Raw genomic sequence first — 19,406 nt, 5'->3', positions numbered from 1 at the left:
CCTACTATTGAAAAGTCGCCGTACTGACTATACAATGAATAAGTGAAAAATAGTAGCGGTCAAATGAACTTTTACCATCATCCTCATCCATTATTTTAAATTTCGAGGTTGTCTGTCAAGTTTTTTTCTTGTCAGCTACTTTTTTTATGTTGCAACCGCCCTGACACCATGCTAAGATAGCAAAGTGTCTATTAGGACGAACGCAAAACAACATAAAAGGAGGCGGAACGCATGGCACGTAAATGCTACGTTACTGGGAAATCGCCAAAGTCGGGTAACAACCGTTCACACGCATTGAACAAAACAAAACGTACTTGGGGAGTCAACGTACAAAAAGTACGTATCCTCGTCGACGGTAAGCCGAAAAAGGTTTGGGTTTCAGCTCGAGCTCTTAAATCAGGTAAAGTCGAACGCGTATAAGGCGCAACCACCGGATGGGAATCTTCCCTTCCGGTTTTTTTATACCCTCATTTATTTTTCTCATAAACTAATTGTCGCCTTTATTGAAAACGCTTACAATAAGAACGTACTTTATTTTTTCAGAATTGGGGGAAGTCATCATGCAACTCAAACGAGAGATGACGAGTCGACACCTGTTCATGATTTCACTCGGCGGAATCATCGGGACAGGCTTATTTCTAGGGTCAGGGTTAACAATTTCGCAAGCAGGACCTCTCGGGGCGGTCCTCAGTTACATCGTGGGTGGGACCATCATGTATCTGACGATGTTATGTCTAGGGGAATTAGCGGTCTATCTACCGGTCTCGGGGTCCTTCCAAACCTATACGACCCGCTTCATTGGACCAGGAATCGGCTTTGCCGTCGGTTGGATTTATTGGCTTGGCTGGGCCGTGACGGTCGCACTCGAAATTACAGCTGCCGGCAGTTTGATGGACCGCTGGTTTCCGAACGTTCCGGTCGTCGTCTGGTGTACCGTCTTTACAGTCCTACTTTTCGGTCTGAATGCCGTCTCCGCCAAAGCATTTGGTGAAGCGGAATTCTGGTTCTCGAGTTTAAAAGTCCTCGCAATCCTGTTCTTCATCATTCTAGGTGGCGCTGCCTGGTTCGGCTGGTTACCGATGGAAGCAGATCGCCCAAGCTCGTTATTCGCGAACTTTACAGCAAACGGTTGGTTTCCGAACGGGATTCTCGGTGTGTTGACGACGATGATTGCCGTCAACTTCGCCTTCCAAGGAACAGAATTGATTGGTGTTGCGGCTGGGGAGTCCGACACGCCAGAAAAATCGATTCCAAAAGCGATCCGCAATACAGTCTGGCGGACGTTCATCTTCTTCGTCTTATCAATTACGATCGTTGGTGCATTAATTCCGTATGAGACGGCAGGTGGAGTCAGCAGTCCGTTCATCATGGTCTTTGATGCGATTGGCATTCCGTACGCTGCTGATTTGATGAACATCGTCGTCTTGACGGCGTTGTTGTCCGTCGGAAACTCCGGACTGTATGCCGCGACCCGGATGTTATGGGCGATGGCGCAAGAAGGGATGATTTCAAAGAAATTATCTTACGTCAATGCACGTGGTGTGCCAATGCGGGCGTTGCTCTTTACGATGATGTTCGCGATGTTATCACTTCTGACCGCATTTTTCGCAGAGGATACCGTCTTCATTTGGCTCTTATCCTTAGCCGGACTCGGCGCTCAAGTCGGCTGGATTTCGATCTCTGCTTCTCAGCTCGCATTTCGTCGTCAGTTCGTCCGAAACGGACACGATGTATCCGAATTAAAATTCAAAACACCACTCTATCCGGTGTTACCACTGATATCGTTGACACTTAACGTCGTCGTCCTCGTCAGCCTTGCGTTTCAAGCGGATCAACGAATCGCCCTGTACATCGGTGTTCCTTTCTTCCTTGTCATGTGGGGAAGTTATCATCTCTTTGTCAAAGGAAAACATCTATCCGCTCAAAGCGACATCCGTGTCGCCCCTTCTCAACTCGAAGAATAATTTCATCTAAAAAGAGGCCGCGGAATCATCCACGGCCTCTTTCCTATGATTGTTCTATTCTTTAAGCGTCCGCATCATCAATAGTTCGCCTTGATGGAGCTCTACCTTCGCTTCTGACTCACGCCATTCATTACTGACGGTCAAGGAACCTCCGACGGGTACGGGATGTGCATCAAGTGGATATTTGACTCCGGATAAGCTTAAAGTCGATGGTACGAGTGGAATGAACGAAAGATAATGATAGCTCCCTGCTTCGACTGCATGCGTTCCCTCAGCCAAGTATCGCACCTCTTCTCGTTTCGTCACGAGTCTGGTCTCTGGATATCGCTTTAATAGATATACATTTTGGACGGTCATGTCGAGCCGTCCACCTGTCGCCCCGATGATGATGATCTCCTCATGCTGTTCCCTCTCAGACACTTTACGAAGTGCCAGTTCGAGATCTGTTTCATCTTTCTCGGCTGGATGGACGATTGCGCCTTCAGGTACATAGCCAAGTGAATCGAAATCACCGATTGTCATATCGCATGTCAGCCCAAACGATTCAATCGTCTGAACACCACCGTCGACACCGACGATAAAATCACCTGGCTGACAAAGCGTTAGTAAATCCGGCACTTCTTCTTTTGGACCGGCACAGACGAGAATCGCCCGCATCTCAAACACCTCGTGCCGAATAACGGAGTAAGCGTGGCGCAGTCGTGAATAAAAGACCCGCAACGACACCACAAAGAACGTAAGACGGTACCATGTATATCGCATTATAAATCAATGAATACGGTACGACCGGACCATCCGCATACTCGGCAAAAAAGACGATCCCACTGATGACATGACAGATATATCGGAGTCCTGCTCCTAGTAACGTCGCAAGGAGAACGAACGTCATCAAACGTTTCTTTTGTCCGTTACGTGCTGCTTGTCTGACCTGACGCGCGAACAGACCACTTAATCCAACGACACCATACGCAATCGTGTAGTCAAGCATCGGTTGAACGACCGTCAACACTTGAGGAGCGAACATCAATTGAATCGTACCGACAAGTGCTCCTGTGATGACACCTCCGATGACACCGTGGCGAAATGCCATGACGAAGATCGGTAGCATCGCTAAGCTGATCGAGCCACCTTGTGGCATTTTGAATGGAATCAATAAATCAAAGACGACTCCGAGACTGGCGAAGATGGCGATTTCCATCATCATTTGTAACCGTTTCATGCTATTTTCCTCCTTCATTGTACGAGAGGACGCAAAAAAGCAGTACGACGAACGCCGTACTGCCTGCGTGCGCCACATCCCTACGTCCGTTTGAACGGAACAGGTTCGAAGGGTTAAAGTCTAAAAGACTCCTCTCAGCCGCGTTTCAAGCGACACCCCTTGCGGTCATCATATTTCGTTTTCTCGTTTTTATTATACGGCAGCCCCTTGACGAATGCTAGTGATTGCTTCCGCATAGTCTGGTGCATTATAGATTGCTGATCCTGCGACGAGAACGTTGGCACCATTATCGATGCAAAGCTTTGCCGTTTCCGGATTGACACCACCATCAATTTCGATTTCAAATGTCAGACCACGATCTGCTTTCATTTGCGCGAGTGTTGCGAGCTTCGGCATGACACGCTCGATGAAGGCTTGTCCACCGAAGCCTGGATTAACTGTCATCAATAAAACCATATCGACATCCTCAAGGACGTGTTCAATCGTTGATAACGGCGTATGCGGATTCAAGACGACTCCTGCCTTTGCACCGGCTGCCTTGATTTGTTGCAAGACACGGTGGACATGGTTCGTCGCTTCGACATGGAACGTCACGATGTCTGCTCCTGCCTTGACGAAATCTTCAACGAAACGTTCTGGCTGGTCGATCATTAAGTGAACATCGAGAATCATATCCGTCTTTTGACGTAAACTGCTAAGCACAGGTAATCCAAATGAGATGTTTGGTACGAACTGACCGTCCATGACATCGAAATGAATATAGTCCGCGCCTGCTACTTCGACTGCTTTGACATCACGCTCGAGATTCGCAAAATCTGCTGATAAGATAGATGGTGCAATTTTAATCATCTTCAATACCTCCGGGCTCGATTCTTGATTTCGTCTATAAACATACCATAGTTCTCATAACGAGAGGACATGATTTCTTGTGCCTCGACGGCTTCCTTGACGGCACAACCGGGTTCATTTAAATGCAAGCAACCTCGGTATTTGCAATCATCTTGTACAGCCACGAATTCAGGAAAACTCCATCGTACATCCTCGATTTCCATTTCATACGGAAAATCAAGGTTCGAGAAACCTGGCGTATCAGCAATCAATCCTCCGGCAAGCGGCATCAACGTGACGTGTCGTGTCGTATGCCGCCCGCGTCCGAGTGATTTCGAAATCGCACTCGTTTCTAAATCAAGAGATGGTTCAAGAGCGTTCAAGAGCGAACTTTTCCCAACACCGGATTGTCCGGCGAGTACGCTCGTTTTACCGGCAAGTAATGGGCGGACTTGCTCAACGCCTGTCAACGTCTCACTTGATGTCTCGATGACCGTATAACCAATCTTTCGATAAGCGGCAATGGCATCTCGAACAGCTGGTCCTTTGACATCGTCAAGTAAATCCATCTTCGTTAACAGGATGACGGGTTGGATTTCCTTCGCTTCGATTAAAACGAGAAATCGGTCGAGTAGTTGTGCTGAAAAATCAGGTTCTGCCGCCGAGACGACCAGCAATGCCTGGTCGATATTCGCAACTGGAGGGCGTACTAAAAAGTTGTCACGCTCCTTCACTTCAAGAATATATCCCGTCTCACTTTCGATATGGAGAACGACCTCGTCTCCAACGACTGGACTGATGCCGCGTTTTCGGAAATTCCCTCGTGCCCGTGAACGGACCTCTCCTTCTGGTGTCATAACATCATAAAAGCCACCCTGCAGGCGTATGATCGTTCCTTCTCGATTCTCTTCGATGCGTTGTTCCGTCATCCTATGCACTCCTTTTTCATCACATTCACTGTGCGTCTTTTGCTTGATTGTACGTGATGGTTTTTGAACGATACACCGTATCGTCTTTATAAATCGTAATCTTGCCTTCTTCTCCCGGATCAATCGTCACCGGCACATCGAATGTCTCATCTTGGTCAATCGATTCCTCGATGACGGTCCGCTTCCCTTTCGCATCTTCCGTCTCAATCCGAATGACTTGTTTTGGTGGTTCCTCGTCTTCACCCTCGCTGACTGCATCATAGACGACCTTTTCAGGGAACGTTGCCGTCACTGTTTTTTCTTCCTCACCTTTTGAGATAAAGACGGTCACAGAGTCGTTCGGTTCGACTTGCGCACCCGCTTGTGGGAACTGACGGATGACTTGGTCGAGTTTTACGTCGCTAGAGAATTCTTGCTCGAATGTTCCGTCTAGGCCGACCTTATCAAGGTACGCTTTAGCCTCATCACTTGATAAATTCGTCAAATCCTTCAACTCGAAAGAAGAAGTTCCTTCCGAGACGGTAATTGTGATCGTCTGTTCTTTCGCGATCACTTCCGTACCAGCAGAAATCGACTGCCGAATGACATTTCCTCGATCTATCTCATCTGACTTCTCACGTTCGACTTCGACCTTCGCGAACCCGGCTTCTTTTAATGTCGCGATCGCTTCTTTTTCAGCATCGTCTGTCACATCTGGTACCTCTACCGGCGCACTACCGGTAGAGACGACCAAATTGACCGTCGAGCCTTTTTTCACCTGTGCGTTTTCACGCGGTGTCTGGCTAATAACATCACCCTCATCAACCGTGTCACTATTTCGTTCTGTCGTCTCAACGACGAATCCGAGTTTCTCAAGTTTCGTTTCTGCTTCATCTCCATCCGTTTTGACGACGGATGGGACGGTGACCGTCGGATCTGGCCACATCGCAAAAGCGGTAGCCGCTCCACCGAGTAACACGAGTAATACGAGAATAATCCACCAGCGTTTCTTCTTTTTATTCTCAGGTGGTTTCGGTTGGACGGTCGTGACAGCGGGTGATTCTGGTTCCATTTTCGTCTCATCTGGAACTTGTACTGGTGACAAAACCATCGTCTTTTCCATCTCATCCTCTTCCGCCCCTCGGATGCCTTCACTTGCTCGTTCGTCAGACAACGCCGTCACCATGTCTTCTTTAAATGCTGCGACGGACTGTTGGCGGTCATGCGGTGCTTTTGCGAGTGCCTGCATGATACAGTTCTCGAGCGCTTGCGGCACTCTAGGATTCAATACGGATGGACGACGCGGTGTATCTTGCAGGTGCTTCAGCGCAATCGCAACCGGTGAGTCTCCTTCGAATGGTACTTGTCCTGTGACGAGTTCGTATAAGACGGCACCCAGCGAATAGATATCCGACTTCTCATCCGCAAATTTACCTTTAGCTTGTTCTGGTGAAAAGTAATGCACGGATCCAAGGACGGACATCGTATGCGTCAACGTTGCATTCGACATCGCCACGGCGATTCCGAAATCCGTCACTTTAACGGTACCATCTTCTCGGATTAACATGTTCTGCGGCTTGATGTCGCGATGAATGATTCGGTGTGCATGGGCATGATCGATCGCATCACAAATTTGAGCGATGATATCGACGGCCTGTGGTACAGGTAAAGCTTGATTTTCACAAAATGTCTTTAATGTCATACCATCGATATACTCCATGACGATGTAATAGATGGCATCTTCTTCGCCTACATCATAGACGGCAACGATGTTTGGATGATTCAAACTGGTGGCAGCATGTGCTTCACGTTCGAATCGACGAATGAACTGTTCGTCATGCGAAAATTCGGTCCGTAAAATTTTGATTGCGACATGACGCTTTAAAATCTCATCATAGGCTTGATAGACATTCGCCATCCCGCCACTTCCAACTAGCCGTTCTATGCGGTAGCGGTCATTTAATCGATCTCCGTATCGCATATTCAGACCCTCTTTCTTTCTTTAAAACGGATGGCGGCAATCGTGATATTATCTGCGCCTCCTCGAGCATTCGCTTCTTTCACCAATCGTTCGACAATTTCATCGAGCGGTTCATCCTGTAAAATGATCTGTTCGATGACATCGTCTGGTACTTCATCGGTCAATCCGTCACTACAAACGAGGACGAGATCATAGTCTGGAGCATCCCTGACTTGAATATCGACTTCCACCGTTTCATTCGAACCGACCGATCGTGTAATAACATTCTTACGCGGATGGTTTTCGACTTCCTCATCTGAAAGTTCTCCCATTTGTCGCAACATATTGACGTAGGAATGATCATCCGTCAATTGTTTTAACGTCGATTCTTCAAGGGCATAGACCCTACTATCCCCGACATGACCAATAACGAGCAACTCTTCCACCCAGCAGACGCATGCAATGGTCGTTCCGACGATCGCAAGCTGTTCTTCCTTGGAGAACTGAAGGATTTGAGCATTCGCCTCAGTTACACGTTGTTCAATCCAATCCGACAATTCCATCGGACGATTGGGCATACTCGAAAAAGCAGCTTCAAAGACTTTACGGACGATTTCACTTGCGATATCGCCAGCAGCGTGCCCCCCCATACCATCTGCAACGACGGCAAGACCACGTTCAGCGTTTCCGACGAGTAATACCGTATCCTCATTTTTAGTCCTGACTTTCCCAGTAGTCGAAAGGTGCGCTAACTCCATGACAGTCCTCCGTTCGTGTCAATCTTCTCGTTTTTTAAACGCGGCAATATAGAAGCCGTCCGTTCCGACTGTCGTCGGTAACAATTTGAGTTCTGCTCGATCCCCGATCAGATGTCGTACGGATTCTGGCATGCGTGCCGCGAAAGATGTATCAAAATCGAACCCTTGATCGAGAATGAACGCTGTCTGCTCCTCGTTTTCGACCGGATCAATCGTACAAGTCGAATAGACGAAGGTGCCACCCTTTTTCACGAGTGGTAAGACAGATGTCAGAATATCTCGTTGAATTTTCGGAAGTTGCTCGAGTTGTTCTGGACGTTTCGTCCATTTGATATCTGGTTTTCTCCGAATGACACCGAGTCCTGAACAAGGCGCGTCGACAAGAATCCGATCAAAGGATTCTACTTCGAAGCGTTCCCCTGCTTTACGGGCATCTAACGCTTCTGCTTGAACAGTCGTAAGACCTAATCGTGTCGCTTGTTGTTCAATCAATTTAATCTTATGTGGGTGAAGATCAAGTGCTTGCAAAGTCCCAGTCGTCAAACCTTCAGCAATGTGCATCGCTTTCCCACCAGGTGCGGCACAGCTGTCGAGTACATGATCGGATGATTCTGCACCGAGTGCACGGGCGACGAGCATTGAGCTCTCATCCTGCAAAGAAAGATAGCCGCGATCGATCAAATCCGTTTTTTGGACACTTCCTCGTTCAATTTCGAGACCGTCTGGCGCGACCGTAGATGGTTTTGCCGTCACACCTTGGTCGAGTAGAAGCTCGATCGCTTCCTCTCGCGTCGTCTTCGTCCGATTGATGCGAACCGTGACTGGTGCAGGCGTGTTATTCAATTGACAGATTTGAAGCGTTTCTTCAGGACCAAACAGTTTAATCCAGCGTTCGACGAGCCACTGCGGATGACTCGTTTCGATGCTGATTCGTTTTGCGACAGGCTCAATCTCAGCGAAGTGAGGCATTCCCGCCCGTAATACATTTCGGAGCACTCCATTGACGACTTTCGAGACGTGGACTTTTCCACGTTTTTTAGCAATCTCGACAGCTTCATGGATGACGGCATGGTCCGGTACACGATCAAGATAAAACAATTGATACACACTCATCCGTAACAATGGACGCATGAATGGGTCAAGTTTTTTCTGTTTCGCTAGATACGGCTCCAAAATATAATCCAGTGTTAATTCACGACTGAGCGTCCCGTAGACGAGTTCCGTGAACAGACCGACATCTGTTGCTGAGATAGCACGCTTTTCAAGCATCTGGTGGACCGTGATCGTCGAGAAGGCACCACCTTGACCAATTTTCATCAGTGTCGTTACTGCTGCGTCGCGTACATTCATGCGTTCTCACCTACTTGTTGTCCGAGTTCAAGCGATTGACCGATTCCGCGCATGAACGTGGCACCATCCATCCGTTTTTTTCCGGACGGCTGTAAGTCGATCAGCTTCAACGCTGTTTCCGAACCTGTCGCGATGACGGGGCCATCCGCTTCTAAAGCAATGATTTCACCCGGTCGTCCCGTCCCTTTGACTTTCGTCGCGAAAAAGACTTTCAATCGGTCATCACCGAGCATCGTATACGTGCTCGGGAAAGGATTCATTCCTCGGATTTGATCATAGAGTGTTTCACCCGGTAACGTAAAATCAAGCCGTTCCCGTTCACGTGAGATATTCGGTGCAAACGTCGCTTCTGCCTCGACTTGTGCTTCCGGTGTCAATTCACCTGCGAACAGACGCGGTAAGGTTTCAAGCAACAGACGCGCTCCTGCGTCCGCTAATTTTTCAAACATCGTTCCGACTGTATCGTTTTCTTCGATCGGAACAATGATTTTTGACAACATATCACCGGCATCCAATCGATCGACCATATACATGATCGTCACGCCCGTCTCTTTTTCACCATCGATGATTGCTTGATGAATCGGTGCACCGCCACGATATTTCGGCAAGAGTGACGCATGGACGTTGATCGCCCCAAAACGTGGTGCTTCCAAAATCGCTGTCGGTACAATCTGACCGTAAGCTGCCGTGATGATGAGGTCTGGTTTTAAATCGAGAACATCTTGATAATCCTCTCGAATCCGTTTCGGTTGCAACACAGGAATAGCGTGTTCCATCGCAACTAGTTTCACTGGTGTCGGTTTGACTTCCCGTTTTCGTCCGACCGGTTTATCTGGTTGTGAGACAACACCGACGACGTCGTACCCGGCATCGATCACTTCACGTAGTGTTCCTGCCGCAAACTCAGGTGTCCCCATGAAGACGACGCGCGGCTTTTCTTGCTCAACAAGTTTATCCGTAAACAGGACACCGTCTAAATGATCCATCTCATGCTGGATGGCACGTGCAAAAAAGCCGTTTGCTTTGATTTTGACCGTCCGTCCGAGACGATCCTGAGACTTGACGACGATGCGGTCGAACCGTTCGACAGGACCGAAGATGCCAGGCATGCTGAGGCATCCTTCATCATCGATTTGTGAACCATCGGCTTCGATGATTTCCGGATTGATCAGCTCGATTGGTCCCGTCTCATCATCCGTGTGAACGACGGCTACACGGATCGGTTGATTGATTTGTGGTGCCGCTAGGCCGACACCATCATATTCGTACATCGTATCGAACATCCGATCAATCATCTTACCGAGTTTTTTATCGAACTTTGTGACAGGTTCACATACCTGTCGTAATACATCGTTTGGTACTTCTACTACTTTATACATACAGACACCTCACATGAATACAAATGGATTCAAGTCGATTGCGACTTGTGTTTTTGACTTTTGACGACGGGCTAAGATATCACGGAGATGTGTCCGGACGTCTTCCTGCCCTTTATGTTTAATTAAGACTTGTTGCCTGTACATATTCTTCAATCGAGCAAGGGGCGCATCGAACGGTCCATTGACGACTAAGTCCTCCGATTCGAAAGCCCGCAACTCGGAAGCGATTTGTTGCGCTTCGGCCTGTGCTTCGAGTGGATGTGTCGCCGAGACCGTGATCAGACCAAGGAACCAGAAAGGAGGGTGTCCCCCGAGTTTGCGCAACTGCATCTCTCGCTTATAGAACGTTTCGAAATCATGCTGTTTTGCCGTCTGAATGACGTAGTGCTCCGGATTATAGGTTTGGATGATCGACTGTCCGGCGAGTTGCCCCCGCCCGGCACGACCCGACACTTGGGTAATCAACTGGAACGTTCGCTCACTTGCCCGAAAATCCGGAATACCAAGCGTCGCATCGGCAGCAAGTACCCCTACGAGCGTGACATTTGGAAAGTCGAGACCTTTTGCGATCATCTGTGTTCCGAGAAGAATGTTTCCTTCCTTGCGCTCGAAGGCATCGAGTAACTTCTCGTGTGCTCCTTTACGAGACGTCGTATCCTGATCCATCCGGATAATGCGCGCTTCCGGAATCAAATGCGCCAACTCTTCCTCGATTTTTTGCGTGCCCGTTCCGAACTGACGGATCTTCGTCGATTCACAGGACGGACAAGTTTTCGGCATCGCTGCTTCAAACCCACAATAGTGGCACTTTAAGCGATCCTCATGTTGATGATACGTTAAATTGACGGCACAATGCGGACATTGTAACGTTTCCCCGCAATCCCGACATAAGACGAATGTCGTGTACCCACGACGATTCAAAAGCAACACCGTCTGTTCCCCACGCTCGATTCGTTCTTTAATACCTTCGACTAGCGCGAGGCTGAACGGAGTCCGATTCCCCCGTTCAAGTTCCTTACGCATATCAACGATGTCTACTGGAGGCAGTTCTCCACCGAATCGTTCACGAAGCGGTAAGTAATGATAGACTCCTTTTTGTGCCCGCGCATACGTCTCAAGTAATGGCGTTGCACTTCCGAGCACGACGGGACATCGATGATAGGCCGCGCGCCATTTTGCGACATCACGCGTATGATAGCGCGGATTCTCTTCTTGTTTATAGGTTGTTTCATGTTCTTCATCAAGAATGATGATTCCGATATTCGTCAGCGGCGCAAACACGGCGGATCGTGCACCGACGACGACATCGACTTCACCTTGGGCAATTTTGCGCCACTCATCATACTTTTCTCCGAGCGATAGACCGCTATGCAAAACAGCGACTCGTTCTCCGAAACGACGTTTGAACCGTTTGACCATCATCGGCGTCAAACTGATTTCTGGGACGAGCAAGATTGCTTGTCTACCGCGTTCAAGTTGTGCATGAATCGATTCAAGATAAACTTCCGTCTTACCGCTTCCTGTTACGCCATGTAACAAAAACGTTCCGGTCTCCGCTTCAGCTGTTATCGCTGAGACGGCTTCCTGTTGCTTTTCGGTCAAAGAGGACGGCACAAAGATGTCTTGGACGAGATGCTCGTAAGGATTTCGCCGCACATCGATCGTCTCGACTTCCATGATGCCTTTTTTCTCAAGGGCGTTCAATGTTGCGCTCGTTACGCCTGTCGCTTGCTTGACTTCACTCCACAACGCATTTGGAAATTCTTGAATATATGCATATAGTGCCGCTTGTTGACTCGCTTGTTTTGTAAAGGTTGCTTGCTCCTCTAGGAGACGAATCCGTTTATCAGTCTTAGACGTCTTTTTCTCGCGAATGACCGGTTGAAGCGTCACGTCAGCTTGTTTCGCCGCTGTTAAGATGATTTGTTGGACTTCCGTTGGTAATTGACTCATTTTCTTACCATGATATGCCCGAAGTGGGCCCGACTCGACTATGACCAGTTTATCATAACTCACCTTTAAGGCAGCCGGCAGCATCGCAAGCAATGCCGTCGCCTGAAAACACAAGGTCGTTTCTGATAGATACGCTGATAACTCAAGTAATTCTTCTGTATAGGTCGGAGTCTCATCTAAGACACGAACGATTGATTTGACGTTCGTCAGATCAGAGGTGGCTTTCGTTCCGACAACGATGCCAAGCAACGCGCGTGGACCAAATGGTACCTCGACGCGCATCCCGGGAACGATCAGCTCCTGCCAAAGTTCCGGCACGGCATAATCAAACGGACGATCGACGGTTGCTGCTGCGACATCAACGATGACTTCGGCTATCATGCCAATGCCTCCGCGAATTGGCGCATGAGCGCTTTAGCGAGGGTCGATTTCAATTGTTGATCGTATCGCGTGACAGAATCATTCTTCCCGAAGACGACGACCTCGTTTTCGTCGCTGACGAATCCAATATCAGAACGTGAAACATCATTCGCAACGATGAAATCCGCTTTCTTGCGGACGAGTTTCTGTTTCGCGAACGTCTCGACGTCCGTCGTCTCCGCTGCAAATCCGACTAATAGCTGATGTTGTTTCTGCTCACCGAGCGTCTTTAGGATATCCGTCGTCTCCTCGAGTTCAATCCGTAATGGTCCGTGAATTTTCTTCTGCTTTTGCTCGTATTGAATAGACGGTCGATAGTCAGCTACGGCAGCGGACATGATGACGATGTCCTGCATCTCATAGTCACGTAACATGGCTTCAAGCATCTCTTCCCCTGATTCAACAGAAATCGTCGCTATCCCGGTCGGTAATCCGATCCGAAGGGGTCCATGGACGAGTGTGACATCGGCTCCTGCATCTCGTGCCGCCTCTGCGAGCGCAATTCCAGTTTTCCCTGAAGAATCATTTGTCAAATAACGAACCGGATCAATCCGTTCTACTGTTGGTCCTGCACTAATCAAAACTTTTCGCCCGGCTAGATATTTTTCTTCAAAGAACGTTGAGAGTGTTGCGACCAAATCTTCTGGTTCCGGTAAGCGACCTTTTCCGACCCAACCACATGCGAGATTTCCGACCCCCGGTGCAATCACCTGGACACCATCCTGCTTGAGTTGTTCAATATTGCGGACAGTCGCCGGATGTTCGAGCATGTTGACGTTCATCGCCGGTGCGACGATGACGGGACATGTTGCTGCGAGAATCGTCGTCGTGATGAAGTCATCTGCGATTCCGTGTGCGAGTTTAGCAATCAAGTTCGCGGTCGCTGGTGCGACGACGATCAAGTCCGCTTCGTCCGCTAAATCGATATGGGCGATTTTTGATGGATCATGCTCGATGAAGACGTCATCATAGACCGCTTTTCGCGTCAGTGCTTCAAACGTCGTCTTACCAACGAATTGTTGCGCATTACGCGTCATCGCGACTTGGACATGTGCGCCTGCTTGAACGAGCTTGGAAGCGAGTGCTGCTGATTTATAGGAAGCGATTCCACCGCCGACACACAGTAGAATGTTTCGGTTGGTTAACATGTAGGTGTCCTCCTTATTGAAAAAAACAGCCACGATGACAAGTGGCTGCTTCAAAATTAGTCTTGCGGTTGGTTCGTGACGGATACTTCTTCGAAATAAAGCTCTTCTAAAGCTTTCCCGACCGGTTTATGCGATTTTGGGTTCGTGACTTTCACGCGTTTCCCGTCTTGGATTTGACGTGCACGCTTAGCGGCAACTGTAACGATCGTATATTTCGATGGTACTTTCTTTTGAAGCTTATCAACTGATGGATATAACATATCACTTAACCTCCATGGCTTTTTTATATAGGGACGCGACCCGTTCCCGACTGCAATGTTCCGCTGTGACGATCGCTTGAATTCGATCACAGGCTTTATGAATTTCGTCGTTCGTCACGACATAGTCATACGCATCCATCATCTCGATCTCTTCCTTAGCGACGAGAAGACGTTGCTTGATGACTTCCTCCGATTCCGTTCCACGTCCTACGAGGCGGTTCCGCAATTCTTGGAGGCTTGGAGGTGCAAGGAATAAGAAGACAGCTTCCGGGAAATGTTCTTTGACCTGCATGGCCCCTTGAACTTCGATTTCGAGAATAACGTCTTTTCCTTCATCTAGGATCTGGTTCACCCATTCGACAGGCGTTCCATAATAATTCCCTACGAATTCAGCATATTCCAAGAGTTGATTGTTCGCAATCATCTCTTCGAATTCTTCACGCGATTTAAAGAAATAGTGGACACCATCTACTTCTCCTTCACGCGGTTGGCGCGTCGTACAGGATACCGAGTAATGCAGATCGTTATCCTGATCTTCGCGCAAAGCACGACAGACCGTTCCCTTTCCGACACCACTTGGACCTGATAATACGAGTAATAAGCCACGCTCTTTGAAAATCACTTCAAAACCCCTCCATCTCACAAACTTCACATTGTTTCATATTAGCAGTAGAGACGGGAAGTTCGCAAGTCATCTTTTTTAGCTCGACTGCTTTATCATACCATAACGATGCCATTTCTGTTACCTTTAGAAAGTGAGAACGAAATCAAGAAAGAAGGTAATCGTATGGCTTTTGACGGATTGATGACGACACGCGTCGTCGAAGAACTCCAACCGCTCGTCGGAGGACGGATCAATAAGGTATACCAACCGTACACATTGGATTTAGTATTCCAGGTCCGGGCCGAGCGAAAAAACGTATTGTTGCTCGCCTCTGCGAATGCCATGTATGCACGGATGCACATTACGTCGGAAGCGGTTAGCAACCCGAGTGAACCCCCACTCTTCTGTATGATGCTCCGCAAACATGTCGAAGGCGGGTTCATCGAGTCAATCGAACAACTCGAACGCGACCGGATCATCGTCTTGCGCGTCCGCTCCCGGAACGAACTTGGCGATGAGGAAGCGAAAAAAATCTATATCGAATTGATGGGACGTCACTCGAACATCATTTTGACCGATGGACAAGATAAGATCCTCGATGCGATCAAACACTTACCACTCAGTCAAAATACCTTCCGGACGATCATGCCGGGCATGACCTATCAACTTCCACCGGCACAGGATAAAGTCGATCCGCTCACAGGAGATATCGAAAAGGCGCTTCACCGGATTGACTGGAACGCTGGGAAGCTCGATCGTCAGTTACTTGGTCTCTTCAGTGGTCTGTCCCCGCAAATCGCAAAAGAGATCGTCTCGCGGGCAGGTCTAGCCAACCGGACGACTCTCGCGTCTGCCTTTCAAGAAGTCCTGAAGGAACTCAATGGTCCTTATGTCTTACAACGGATGGATGGCGGGAAAGAACGTTTCGCCCCTATCCGCTTGACGGAAGGATCCATCATCGATGAGAAGACGTTCGAAACGAGTGGTCAAGTTCTCGATGCGTTCTTCCATCAAAAAGCAAACCGCGATCGCGTCAAACAACAAGCAGCCGATCTCGAACGGTTCATGAAGAGCGAATATGATAAAAATATTCTAAAACGCTCGAAACTCGAAAAAGATTTAGAAGCGACGTTACGGATGGATGAGTGGAAACATAAAGGGGAATTACTAACGACCTATCTGTATCAGCTCGAACGCGGGATGAAGGAAGCGACAGTCGTCGATTACTATGATCCAGACGGCGCTGAGATCACGATTTCGCTTGATCCCCGCTTTTCACCGAATGAGAACGCGCAGCGCTACTACAAACGGTACAACAAATTAAAGACTGCCAAAGTCGAAGTCGCGCGTCAGCTCGAGAAGAACCAGGCTGAGATTGCGTACTTCGAAGGCTTACTTGCGCAACTCGACGTCGCGTCCCCGGAAGACATCCGGGAAATGCGCGAAGAACTCGTCGAAGAAGGTTATTTGCGCGAACGACAAAAGAAGAAAAAGAAACCGCAGCTTCCACAACTCGAAGCATACCGCTCTTCGACTGGTCTTTCGTTCTTTGTCGGAAAGAACAATAAACAAAATGATTACGCGACGTTCAAGTTCGGGCGCCGGTCCGATACGTGGTTACACACGAAGGATATCCCGGGATCGCACGTCATCATTCAAAGTGATGCACCGGACGAGACGACGTTGAAGGAAGCAGCAATCGTCGCGGCTTATTTCTCGAAAGCACGTGAGTCGAGCCAAGTCCCGGTCGACTTTACGGAACTACGTTATGTCAAAAAACCAAGTGGTGCAAAGCCCGGATTCGTCATTTACACGGATCAAACGACTCTCTACGTCACACCTGATCCAGATGTCGTCCAATCCTTACGTCAATGACTCTACACAAAAAAAGCGCTGTTTTTCCTAAATGTTACTTAGGAAAAACAGCGCTTTTTCATCTTCACTTCATTTTTTCTAACTGTTCCCGGTAATCGAGCAAATGCCCATGGATGATATCCTTCGCCTCGCTTAATTCTTGATCGAATGAGAACATCGCTTGTTTTCGTTCGTGGGAGAAGATGACATCGTAATGATGGCTGAGTAAGAAATCAATTTCCTGACCGAGCGTCTTTTCTTGTTCTTCCGTCATCGGGATGTTCCGGTGACTGGCAATGCTTTCAAGTAAGACGAGCAACTTGTCTTCGAGATCGACGAGTTCCTTCAGTCGAATGAACGCTTCACTTTGACCGCTTGCCATCAATGGATATTTTTGATCTTCTTGGAGCATCAACATCATTTCCTCGTGTTTGAGAATTTGTTTCCGAACGGCAAGCAACCGCGTGTCATCTTTCACGAGGCTTCGCCAATCTTCCATCAACTGTTGCGTCGTTTTTTTGACGAGTAACAGTAAGCGGTCCTCATAATGTGGTGGGAAGACGATGTAATTGACGAGGACGGCAGATAACACACCGACGACAGTCAGCAACGACCGTGATAAAGCATAGTGGACGTAGTCGGCGGTCGGGCTCTCGAACATCAAAACGATCGCAAAAGCGGCGAACGTCGACATATCGGTCCGACCAATCATCGAATTCAGGACGAGCGAGACGACGACGGCGAGTCCGATCGTCAGTGGATTGGCACCAAGTGTCGCAACGATGGCGAGTCCACACATCAGTCCGAGTACCGTTCCGAAAATCCGGTTGAAGACGATTTTAAATGAACGATGGATCGTCGGTTGCATCGCAACGATGGCCGCGACAGCTCCCATTCCTGAGTAAATATCAAAGACATACCAAGAGATACTGAGTGCAAGAGCTACCGCAATGCCGGTCTTGACCGTCCGAAGTCCAATCCGAAACTTTAATTTCACTCGAGCGTCACCTGCCCGACTTCACTATTGACTGTCACTTCCGGTTTTTCTTGTTTCGACAGTTCATAAATCGTCTCATCCTTATTCTTTTGTTTCGTATATCGGTCAGAGGCTTTAATATCGCCTCCCGTGTCAATCGTAATCGTACCGGCTGCTTTATTTGGTTTTAGCTTCGTCGCGCCGTCAATCGTTGTGACGTCAAGACTCAACTTCGCCATATAGTCTGCCAGCGAAACACTCTCCCCTGTCACCTGCGCATGGACGGCGTCCATTTCCTTGACGGAAATCGCACGTGTTGCATTCAGTGTAATCTCATCACCTTTTACTTTATCGAGACTCATCGCTTCTCCGTCCATCTCAATCGTTTTTGCGTAGATGCCCATTCCTTTCAGTGTACCGGCATCGACATCGACACGGTTCATATAGCTTGGTAGTCCCACTTGAATCGTATAGTCTGCTGTTTTTTCGCTCGGACGATTGCCAAGTCGAGACAGCAAACCATCTCGTCCTGTCACCGTTACCGTATTCGCCGATGTACTGATTTTCAGTCGTTTCCCACTCGAGGCACTATCAACGAGTTTGATTTGGACGTTTCCGTCTGTGCTTCGAACGAACTGTACCGTTGCGTGCGGCGCCTCGATGGCGAGAGATTTATAGCGATTCGTCGTTTTGAATGTTTCGCCGCGCGATAACAATTCTGTTGAGACGAGCAATGTGATCGAATAGATAACGACAAGTCCGAGAATGACACCACCATATAAATAGAGCGGTCGCTTCACTGGTCCTTTTTCTCCAATCCGGTTCAACCGTGCATCCATCTTTTGTTTTTGTTTATTTTTTAAGCGTGTGAACGACGATTGTTTTCGTTTTCGCACACTCCTACTATTATGTTCTTCCATGTCAGCCCCTCCATCTCATGTCTTCCATTATTCCGAATATCTGAATCGGCTGTCAACAGCCCCCTTCTTATCATAGAAGAAGTTCACCGTTTCGCCATCGGGCGGAAGAAGGAAGCGTCATCGGAGGAACCACTGAGATTCCAGTAGAATCATAGACAAAAAGGAGAGGAACATTGACGTTTCCTCTCCTTTGCTTAAAAAACGGATTATAATTCGAGTGACTCGCCGATCGCGAGTGGATGACCGGTTTGACCTTGTGCTTCAATCTTTTCACAAAATGCGTTCGCATCTTGTTTGATTAAATCAAATGTATCGTAGTGAATCGGTACGACGGCTTTCGCTTGCAACATATCTGCAGCGATCAACGCATCATCCGGACCCATCGTGAAGTTATCACCAATCGGTAAGAAGGCTAAATCGATTTCGTGATGGGCGCCATAAAGGGCTAAATCCCCGAACAGTGCCGTATCACCTGCATGATAGATTTCTTTGCCTTCGATCGTCAGCAAGAATCCAGCCGGCATCCCCATATACGTAATCGTCTGTTTTTCCTCATCGATGATACTTGATGAATGGAATGCCTGTGTCATCTTCACTTTACCAAATGGGAATTCAAACTGTCCGCCGAGATTCATCGGATGAACGTTGAGCCCTTTGAAACTCAGATACGTCGCCAGTTCATGAGTAGCAATGATTGTCGCCCCCGTGGCTTTTGCGATTCGTTCCGCATCAAGCATATGATCGGCATGGGCATGGGTTAACAAAATAAAATCTGCCTTGACGTCATCTGGATTCGTCGTCGCTTTTTCGTTACCGCTAAAGAATGGATCGATGACGAGATGATGCCCGTTCGTCTCGATTGTTACTGTCGATTGTCCGTGATAAGTCAATTTCATGAGTGTCAC

General features: G+C 48.3%; 18 protein-coding genes and 1 riboswitch. Of the genes, 3 read left to right on the top strand and 15 right to left on the bottom strand.

All coding sequences use genetic code 11. From position 1 onward, the window contains the following. Positions 1–231: 231 nt before the first annotated feature. Positions 232–420 (top strand): 50S ribosomal protein L28, encoded by a 189-nt coding sequence (gene rpmB, locus ACHWTJ_RS06095; protein ID WP_023468758.1) that lies wholly within the window; start codon positions 232–234, stop codon positions 418–420. A gap of 140 nt (positions 421–560) precedes the next feature. Continuing rightward, positions 561–1,964, top strand: coding sequence for an amino acid permease (locus ACHWTJ_RS06090; protein ID WP_294740807.1), 1,404 nt, complete (start codon positions 561–563; stop codon positions 1,962–1,964). Between the two features lie 54 nt (positions 1,965–2,018). Here the strand turns inward: ACHWTJ_RS06090 and ACHWTJ_RS06085 are convergent, their stop codons facing one another. The 12 genes from ACHWTJ_RS06085 to gmk form a co-directional block, all read right to left on the bottom strand. Beyond that, positions 2,019–2,621 carry a thiamine diphosphokinase gene (locus ACHWTJ_RS06085; RefSeq protein WP_394679270.1) on the bottom strand — a complete coding sequence of 201 codons (603 nt, stop codon included), beginning with the start codon at positions 2,619–2,621 and terminating at the stop codon, positions 2,019–2,021. A 1-nt stretch (position 2,622) separates the two neighbouring features. Then, the gene (gene thiT, locus ACHWTJ_RS06080) at positions 2,623–3,183 is read right to left on the bottom strand and encodes an energy-coupled thiamine transporter ThiT (RefSeq protein WP_394679269.1); all 561 of its coding nucleotides are present in this window, start codon (positions 3,181–3,183) and stop codon (positions 2,623–2,625) included. Between the two features lie 60 nt (positions 3,184–3,243). Then, a riboswitch (TPP riboswitch) is annotated at positions 3,244–3,353 on the bottom strand. Between the two features lie 22 nt (positions 3,354–3,375). Then, positions 3,376–4,032, bottom strand: coding sequence for a ribulose-phosphate 3-epimerase (gene rpe / locus ACHWTJ_RS06075; RefSeq protein ID WP_294740801.1), 657 nt, complete (start codon positions 4,030–4,032; stop codon positions 3,376–3,378). A 2-nt stretch (positions 4,033–4,034) separates the two neighbouring features. Continuing rightward, positions 4,035–4,940, bottom strand: a complete 906-nt coding sequence (rsgA, locus tag ACHWTJ_RS06070; RefSeq protein WP_394679268.1) for a ribosome small subunit-dependent GTPase A — start codon at positions 4,938–4,940, stop codon at positions 4,035–4,037. 25 nt (positions 4,941–4,965) lie between these two features. Further along, complete coding sequence (gene pknB / locus ACHWTJ_RS06065; RefSeq protein ID WP_294740797.1) at positions 4,966–6,900, bottom strand: Stk1 family PASTA domain-containing Ser/Thr kinase; 1,935 nt, start codon at positions 6,898–6,900, stop codon at positions 4,966–4,968. A gap of 2 nt (positions 6,901–6,902) precedes the next feature. Next, the gene (locus ACHWTJ_RS06060; protein ID WP_294740794.1) at positions 6,903–7,637 is read right to left on the bottom strand and encodes a Stp1/IreP family PP2C-type Ser/Thr phosphatase; all 735 of its coding nucleotides are present in this window, start codon (positions 7,635–7,637) and stop codon (positions 6,903–6,905) included. Between the two features lie 18 nt (positions 7,638–7,655). Beyond that, positions 7,656–8,987, bottom strand: coding sequence for a 16S rRNA (cytosine(967)-C(5))-methyltransferase RsmB (gene rsmB, locus ACHWTJ_RS06055; protein ID WP_294740793.1), 1,332 nt, complete (start codon positions 8,985–8,987; stop codon positions 7,656–7,658). Then, entirely contained in the window at positions 8,984–10,366 is a 1,383-nt protein-coding gene (gene fmt, locus ACHWTJ_RS06050) for a methionyl-tRNA formyltransferase (protein ID WP_294740791.1), read from the bottom strand. The genes rsmB and fmt overlap by 4 nt, the downstream gene beginning before the upstream one ends. A gap of 9 nt (positions 10,367–10,375) precedes the next feature. Next, entirely contained in the window at positions 10,376–12,700 is a 2,325-nt protein-coding gene (gene priA / locus ACHWTJ_RS06045; RefSeq protein WP_394679267.1) for a primosomal protein N', read from the bottom strand. Next, the gene (gene coaBC, locus ACHWTJ_RS06040; RefSeq protein WP_394679266.1) at positions 12,697–13,887 is read right to left on the bottom strand and encodes a bifunctional phosphopantothenoylcysteine decarboxylase/phosphopantothenate--cysteine ligase CoaBC; all 1,191 of its coding nucleotides are present in this window, start codon (positions 13,885–13,887) and stop codon (positions 12,697–12,699) included. Before coaBC ends, priA begins: the two co-directional genes overlap by 4 nt. A 56-nt stretch (positions 13,888–13,943) precedes the next feature. Next, positions 13,944–14,147 carry a DNA-directed RNA polymerase subunit omega gene (gene rpoZ / locus ACHWTJ_RS06035; protein WP_029342114.1) on the bottom strand — a complete coding sequence of 68 codons (204 nt, stop codon included), beginning with the start codon at positions 14,145–14,147 and terminating at the stop codon, positions 13,944–13,946. A gap of 1 nt (position 14,148) precedes the next feature. After that, on the bottom strand, positions 14,149–14,766 hold the full coding sequence (gene gmk, locus ACHWTJ_RS06030; protein ID WP_174316772.1) for a guanylate kinase: 618 nt from the start codon (positions 14,764–14,766) through the stop codon (positions 14,149–14,151). Positions 14,767–14,934: 168 nt separating this feature from the next. On the opposite strand from gmk, the gene ACHWTJ_RS06025 reads away from it, so the two are divergent. Beyond that, positions 14,935–16,626: an NFACT family protein gene (locus ACHWTJ_RS06025; protein WP_394679265.1), complete on the top strand. Its 1,692-nt coding sequence runs from the start codon at positions 14,935–14,937 to the stop codon at positions 16,624–16,626. A gap of 64 nt (positions 16,627–16,690) precedes the next feature. Here ACHWTJ_RS06025 and ACHWTJ_RS06020 read toward each other — a convergent pair whose 3' ends face one another. The 3 genes from ACHWTJ_RS06020 to ACHWTJ_RS06010 all read right to left on the bottom strand — a co-directional run bounded on the left by ACHWTJ_RS06020 (position 16,691) and on the right by ACHWTJ_RS06010 (position 19,397). After that, the gene (locus ACHWTJ_RS06020) at positions 16,691–17,602 is read right to left on the bottom strand and encodes an aromatic acid exporter family protein (protein WP_394679264.1); all 912 of its coding nucleotides are present in this window, start codon (positions 17,600–17,602) and stop codon (positions 16,691–16,693) included. Beyond that, positions 17,599–18,501 (bottom strand): hypothetical protein, encoded by a 903-nt coding sequence (locus tag ACHWTJ_RS06015; protein ID WP_394679263.1) that lies wholly within the window; start codon positions 18,499–18,501, stop codon positions 17,599–17,601. Before ACHWTJ_RS06015 ends, ACHWTJ_RS06020 begins: the two co-directional genes overlap by 4 nt. 206 nt (positions 18,502–18,707) lie before the next feature. Beyond that, the gene (locus tag ACHWTJ_RS06010) at positions 18,708–19,397 is read right to left on the bottom strand and encodes a metal-dependent hydrolase (protein ID WP_023468776.1); all 690 of its coding nucleotides are present in this window, start codon (positions 19,395–19,397) and stop codon (positions 18,708–18,710) included. Between the last annotated feature and the right edge of the window lie 9 nt (positions 19,398–19,406).

Origin of the sequence: uncultured Exiguobacterium sp., assembly GCF_964277885.1 — a bacterium.
GTDB lineage: Bacteria > Bacillota > Bacilli > Exiguobacteriales > Exiguobacteriaceae > Exiguobacterium_A.
Note: the sequence above shows the minus strand (reverse complement) of the source record. Positions and strands in the feature narration are given on the sequence as shown.

Coding starts and splice junctions, on each gene's coding strand:
- rsmB (WP_294740793.1), bottom strand. CDS start 8,987: ATGAATGTACGCGACGCAGCAGTAACGACACTGATGAAAATTGGTCAA.
- thiT (WP_394679269.1), bottom strand. CDS start 3,183: ATGAAACGGTTACAAATGATGATGGAAATCGCCATCTTCGCCAGTCTC.
- coaBC (WP_394679266.1), bottom strand. CDS start 13,887: ATGTTAACCAACCGAAACATTCTACTGTGTGTCGGCGGTGGAATCGCT.
- ACHWTJ_RS06060 (WP_294740794.1), bottom strand. CDS start 7,637: ATGGAGTTAGCGCACCTTTCGACTACTGGGAAAGTCAGGACTAAAAAT.
- ACHWTJ_RS06090 (WP_294740807.1), top strand. CDS start 561: ATGCAACTCAAACGAGAGATGACGAGTCGACACCTGTTCATGATTTCA.
- rsgA (WP_394679268.1), bottom strand. CDS start 4,940: ATGACGGAACAACGCATCGAAGAGAATCGAGAAGGAACGATCATACGC.
- rpmB (WP_023468758.1), top strand. CDS start 232: ATGGCACGTAAATGCTACGTTACTGGGAAATCGCCAAAGTCGGGTAAC.
- ACHWTJ_RS06015 (WP_394679263.1), bottom strand. CDS start 18,501: ATGGAAGAACATAATAGTAGGAGTGTGCGAAAACGAAAACAATCGTCG.
- pknB (WP_294740797.1), bottom strand. CDS start 6,900: ATGCGATACGGAGATCGATTAAATGACCGCTACCGCATAGAACGGCTA.
- fmt (WP_294740791.1), bottom strand. CDS start 10,366: ATGTATAAAGTAGTAGAAGTACCAAACGATGTATTACGACAGGTATGT.
- ACHWTJ_RS06085 (WP_394679270.1), bottom strand. CDS start 2,621: ATGCGGGCGATTCTCGTCTGTGCCGGTCCAAAAGAAGAAGTGCCGGAT.
- ACHWTJ_RS06025 (WP_394679265.1), top strand. CDS start 14,935: ATGGCTTTTGACGGATTGATGACGACACGCGTCGTCGAAGAACTCCAA.
- rpoZ (WP_029342114.1), bottom strand. CDS start 14,147: ATGTTATATCCATCAGTTGATAAGCTTCAAAAGAAAGTACCATCGAAA.
- ACHWTJ_RS06010 (WP_023468776.1), bottom strand. CDS start 19,397: ATGAAATTGACTTATCACGGACAATCGACAGTAACAATCGAGACGAAC.
- priA (WP_394679267.1), bottom strand. CDS start 12,700: ATGATAGCCGAAGTCATCGTTGATGTCGCAGCAGCAACCGTCGATCGT.
- rpe (WP_294740801.1), bottom strand. CDS start 4,032: ATGATTAAAATTGCACCATCTATCTTATCAGCAGATTTTGCGAATCTC.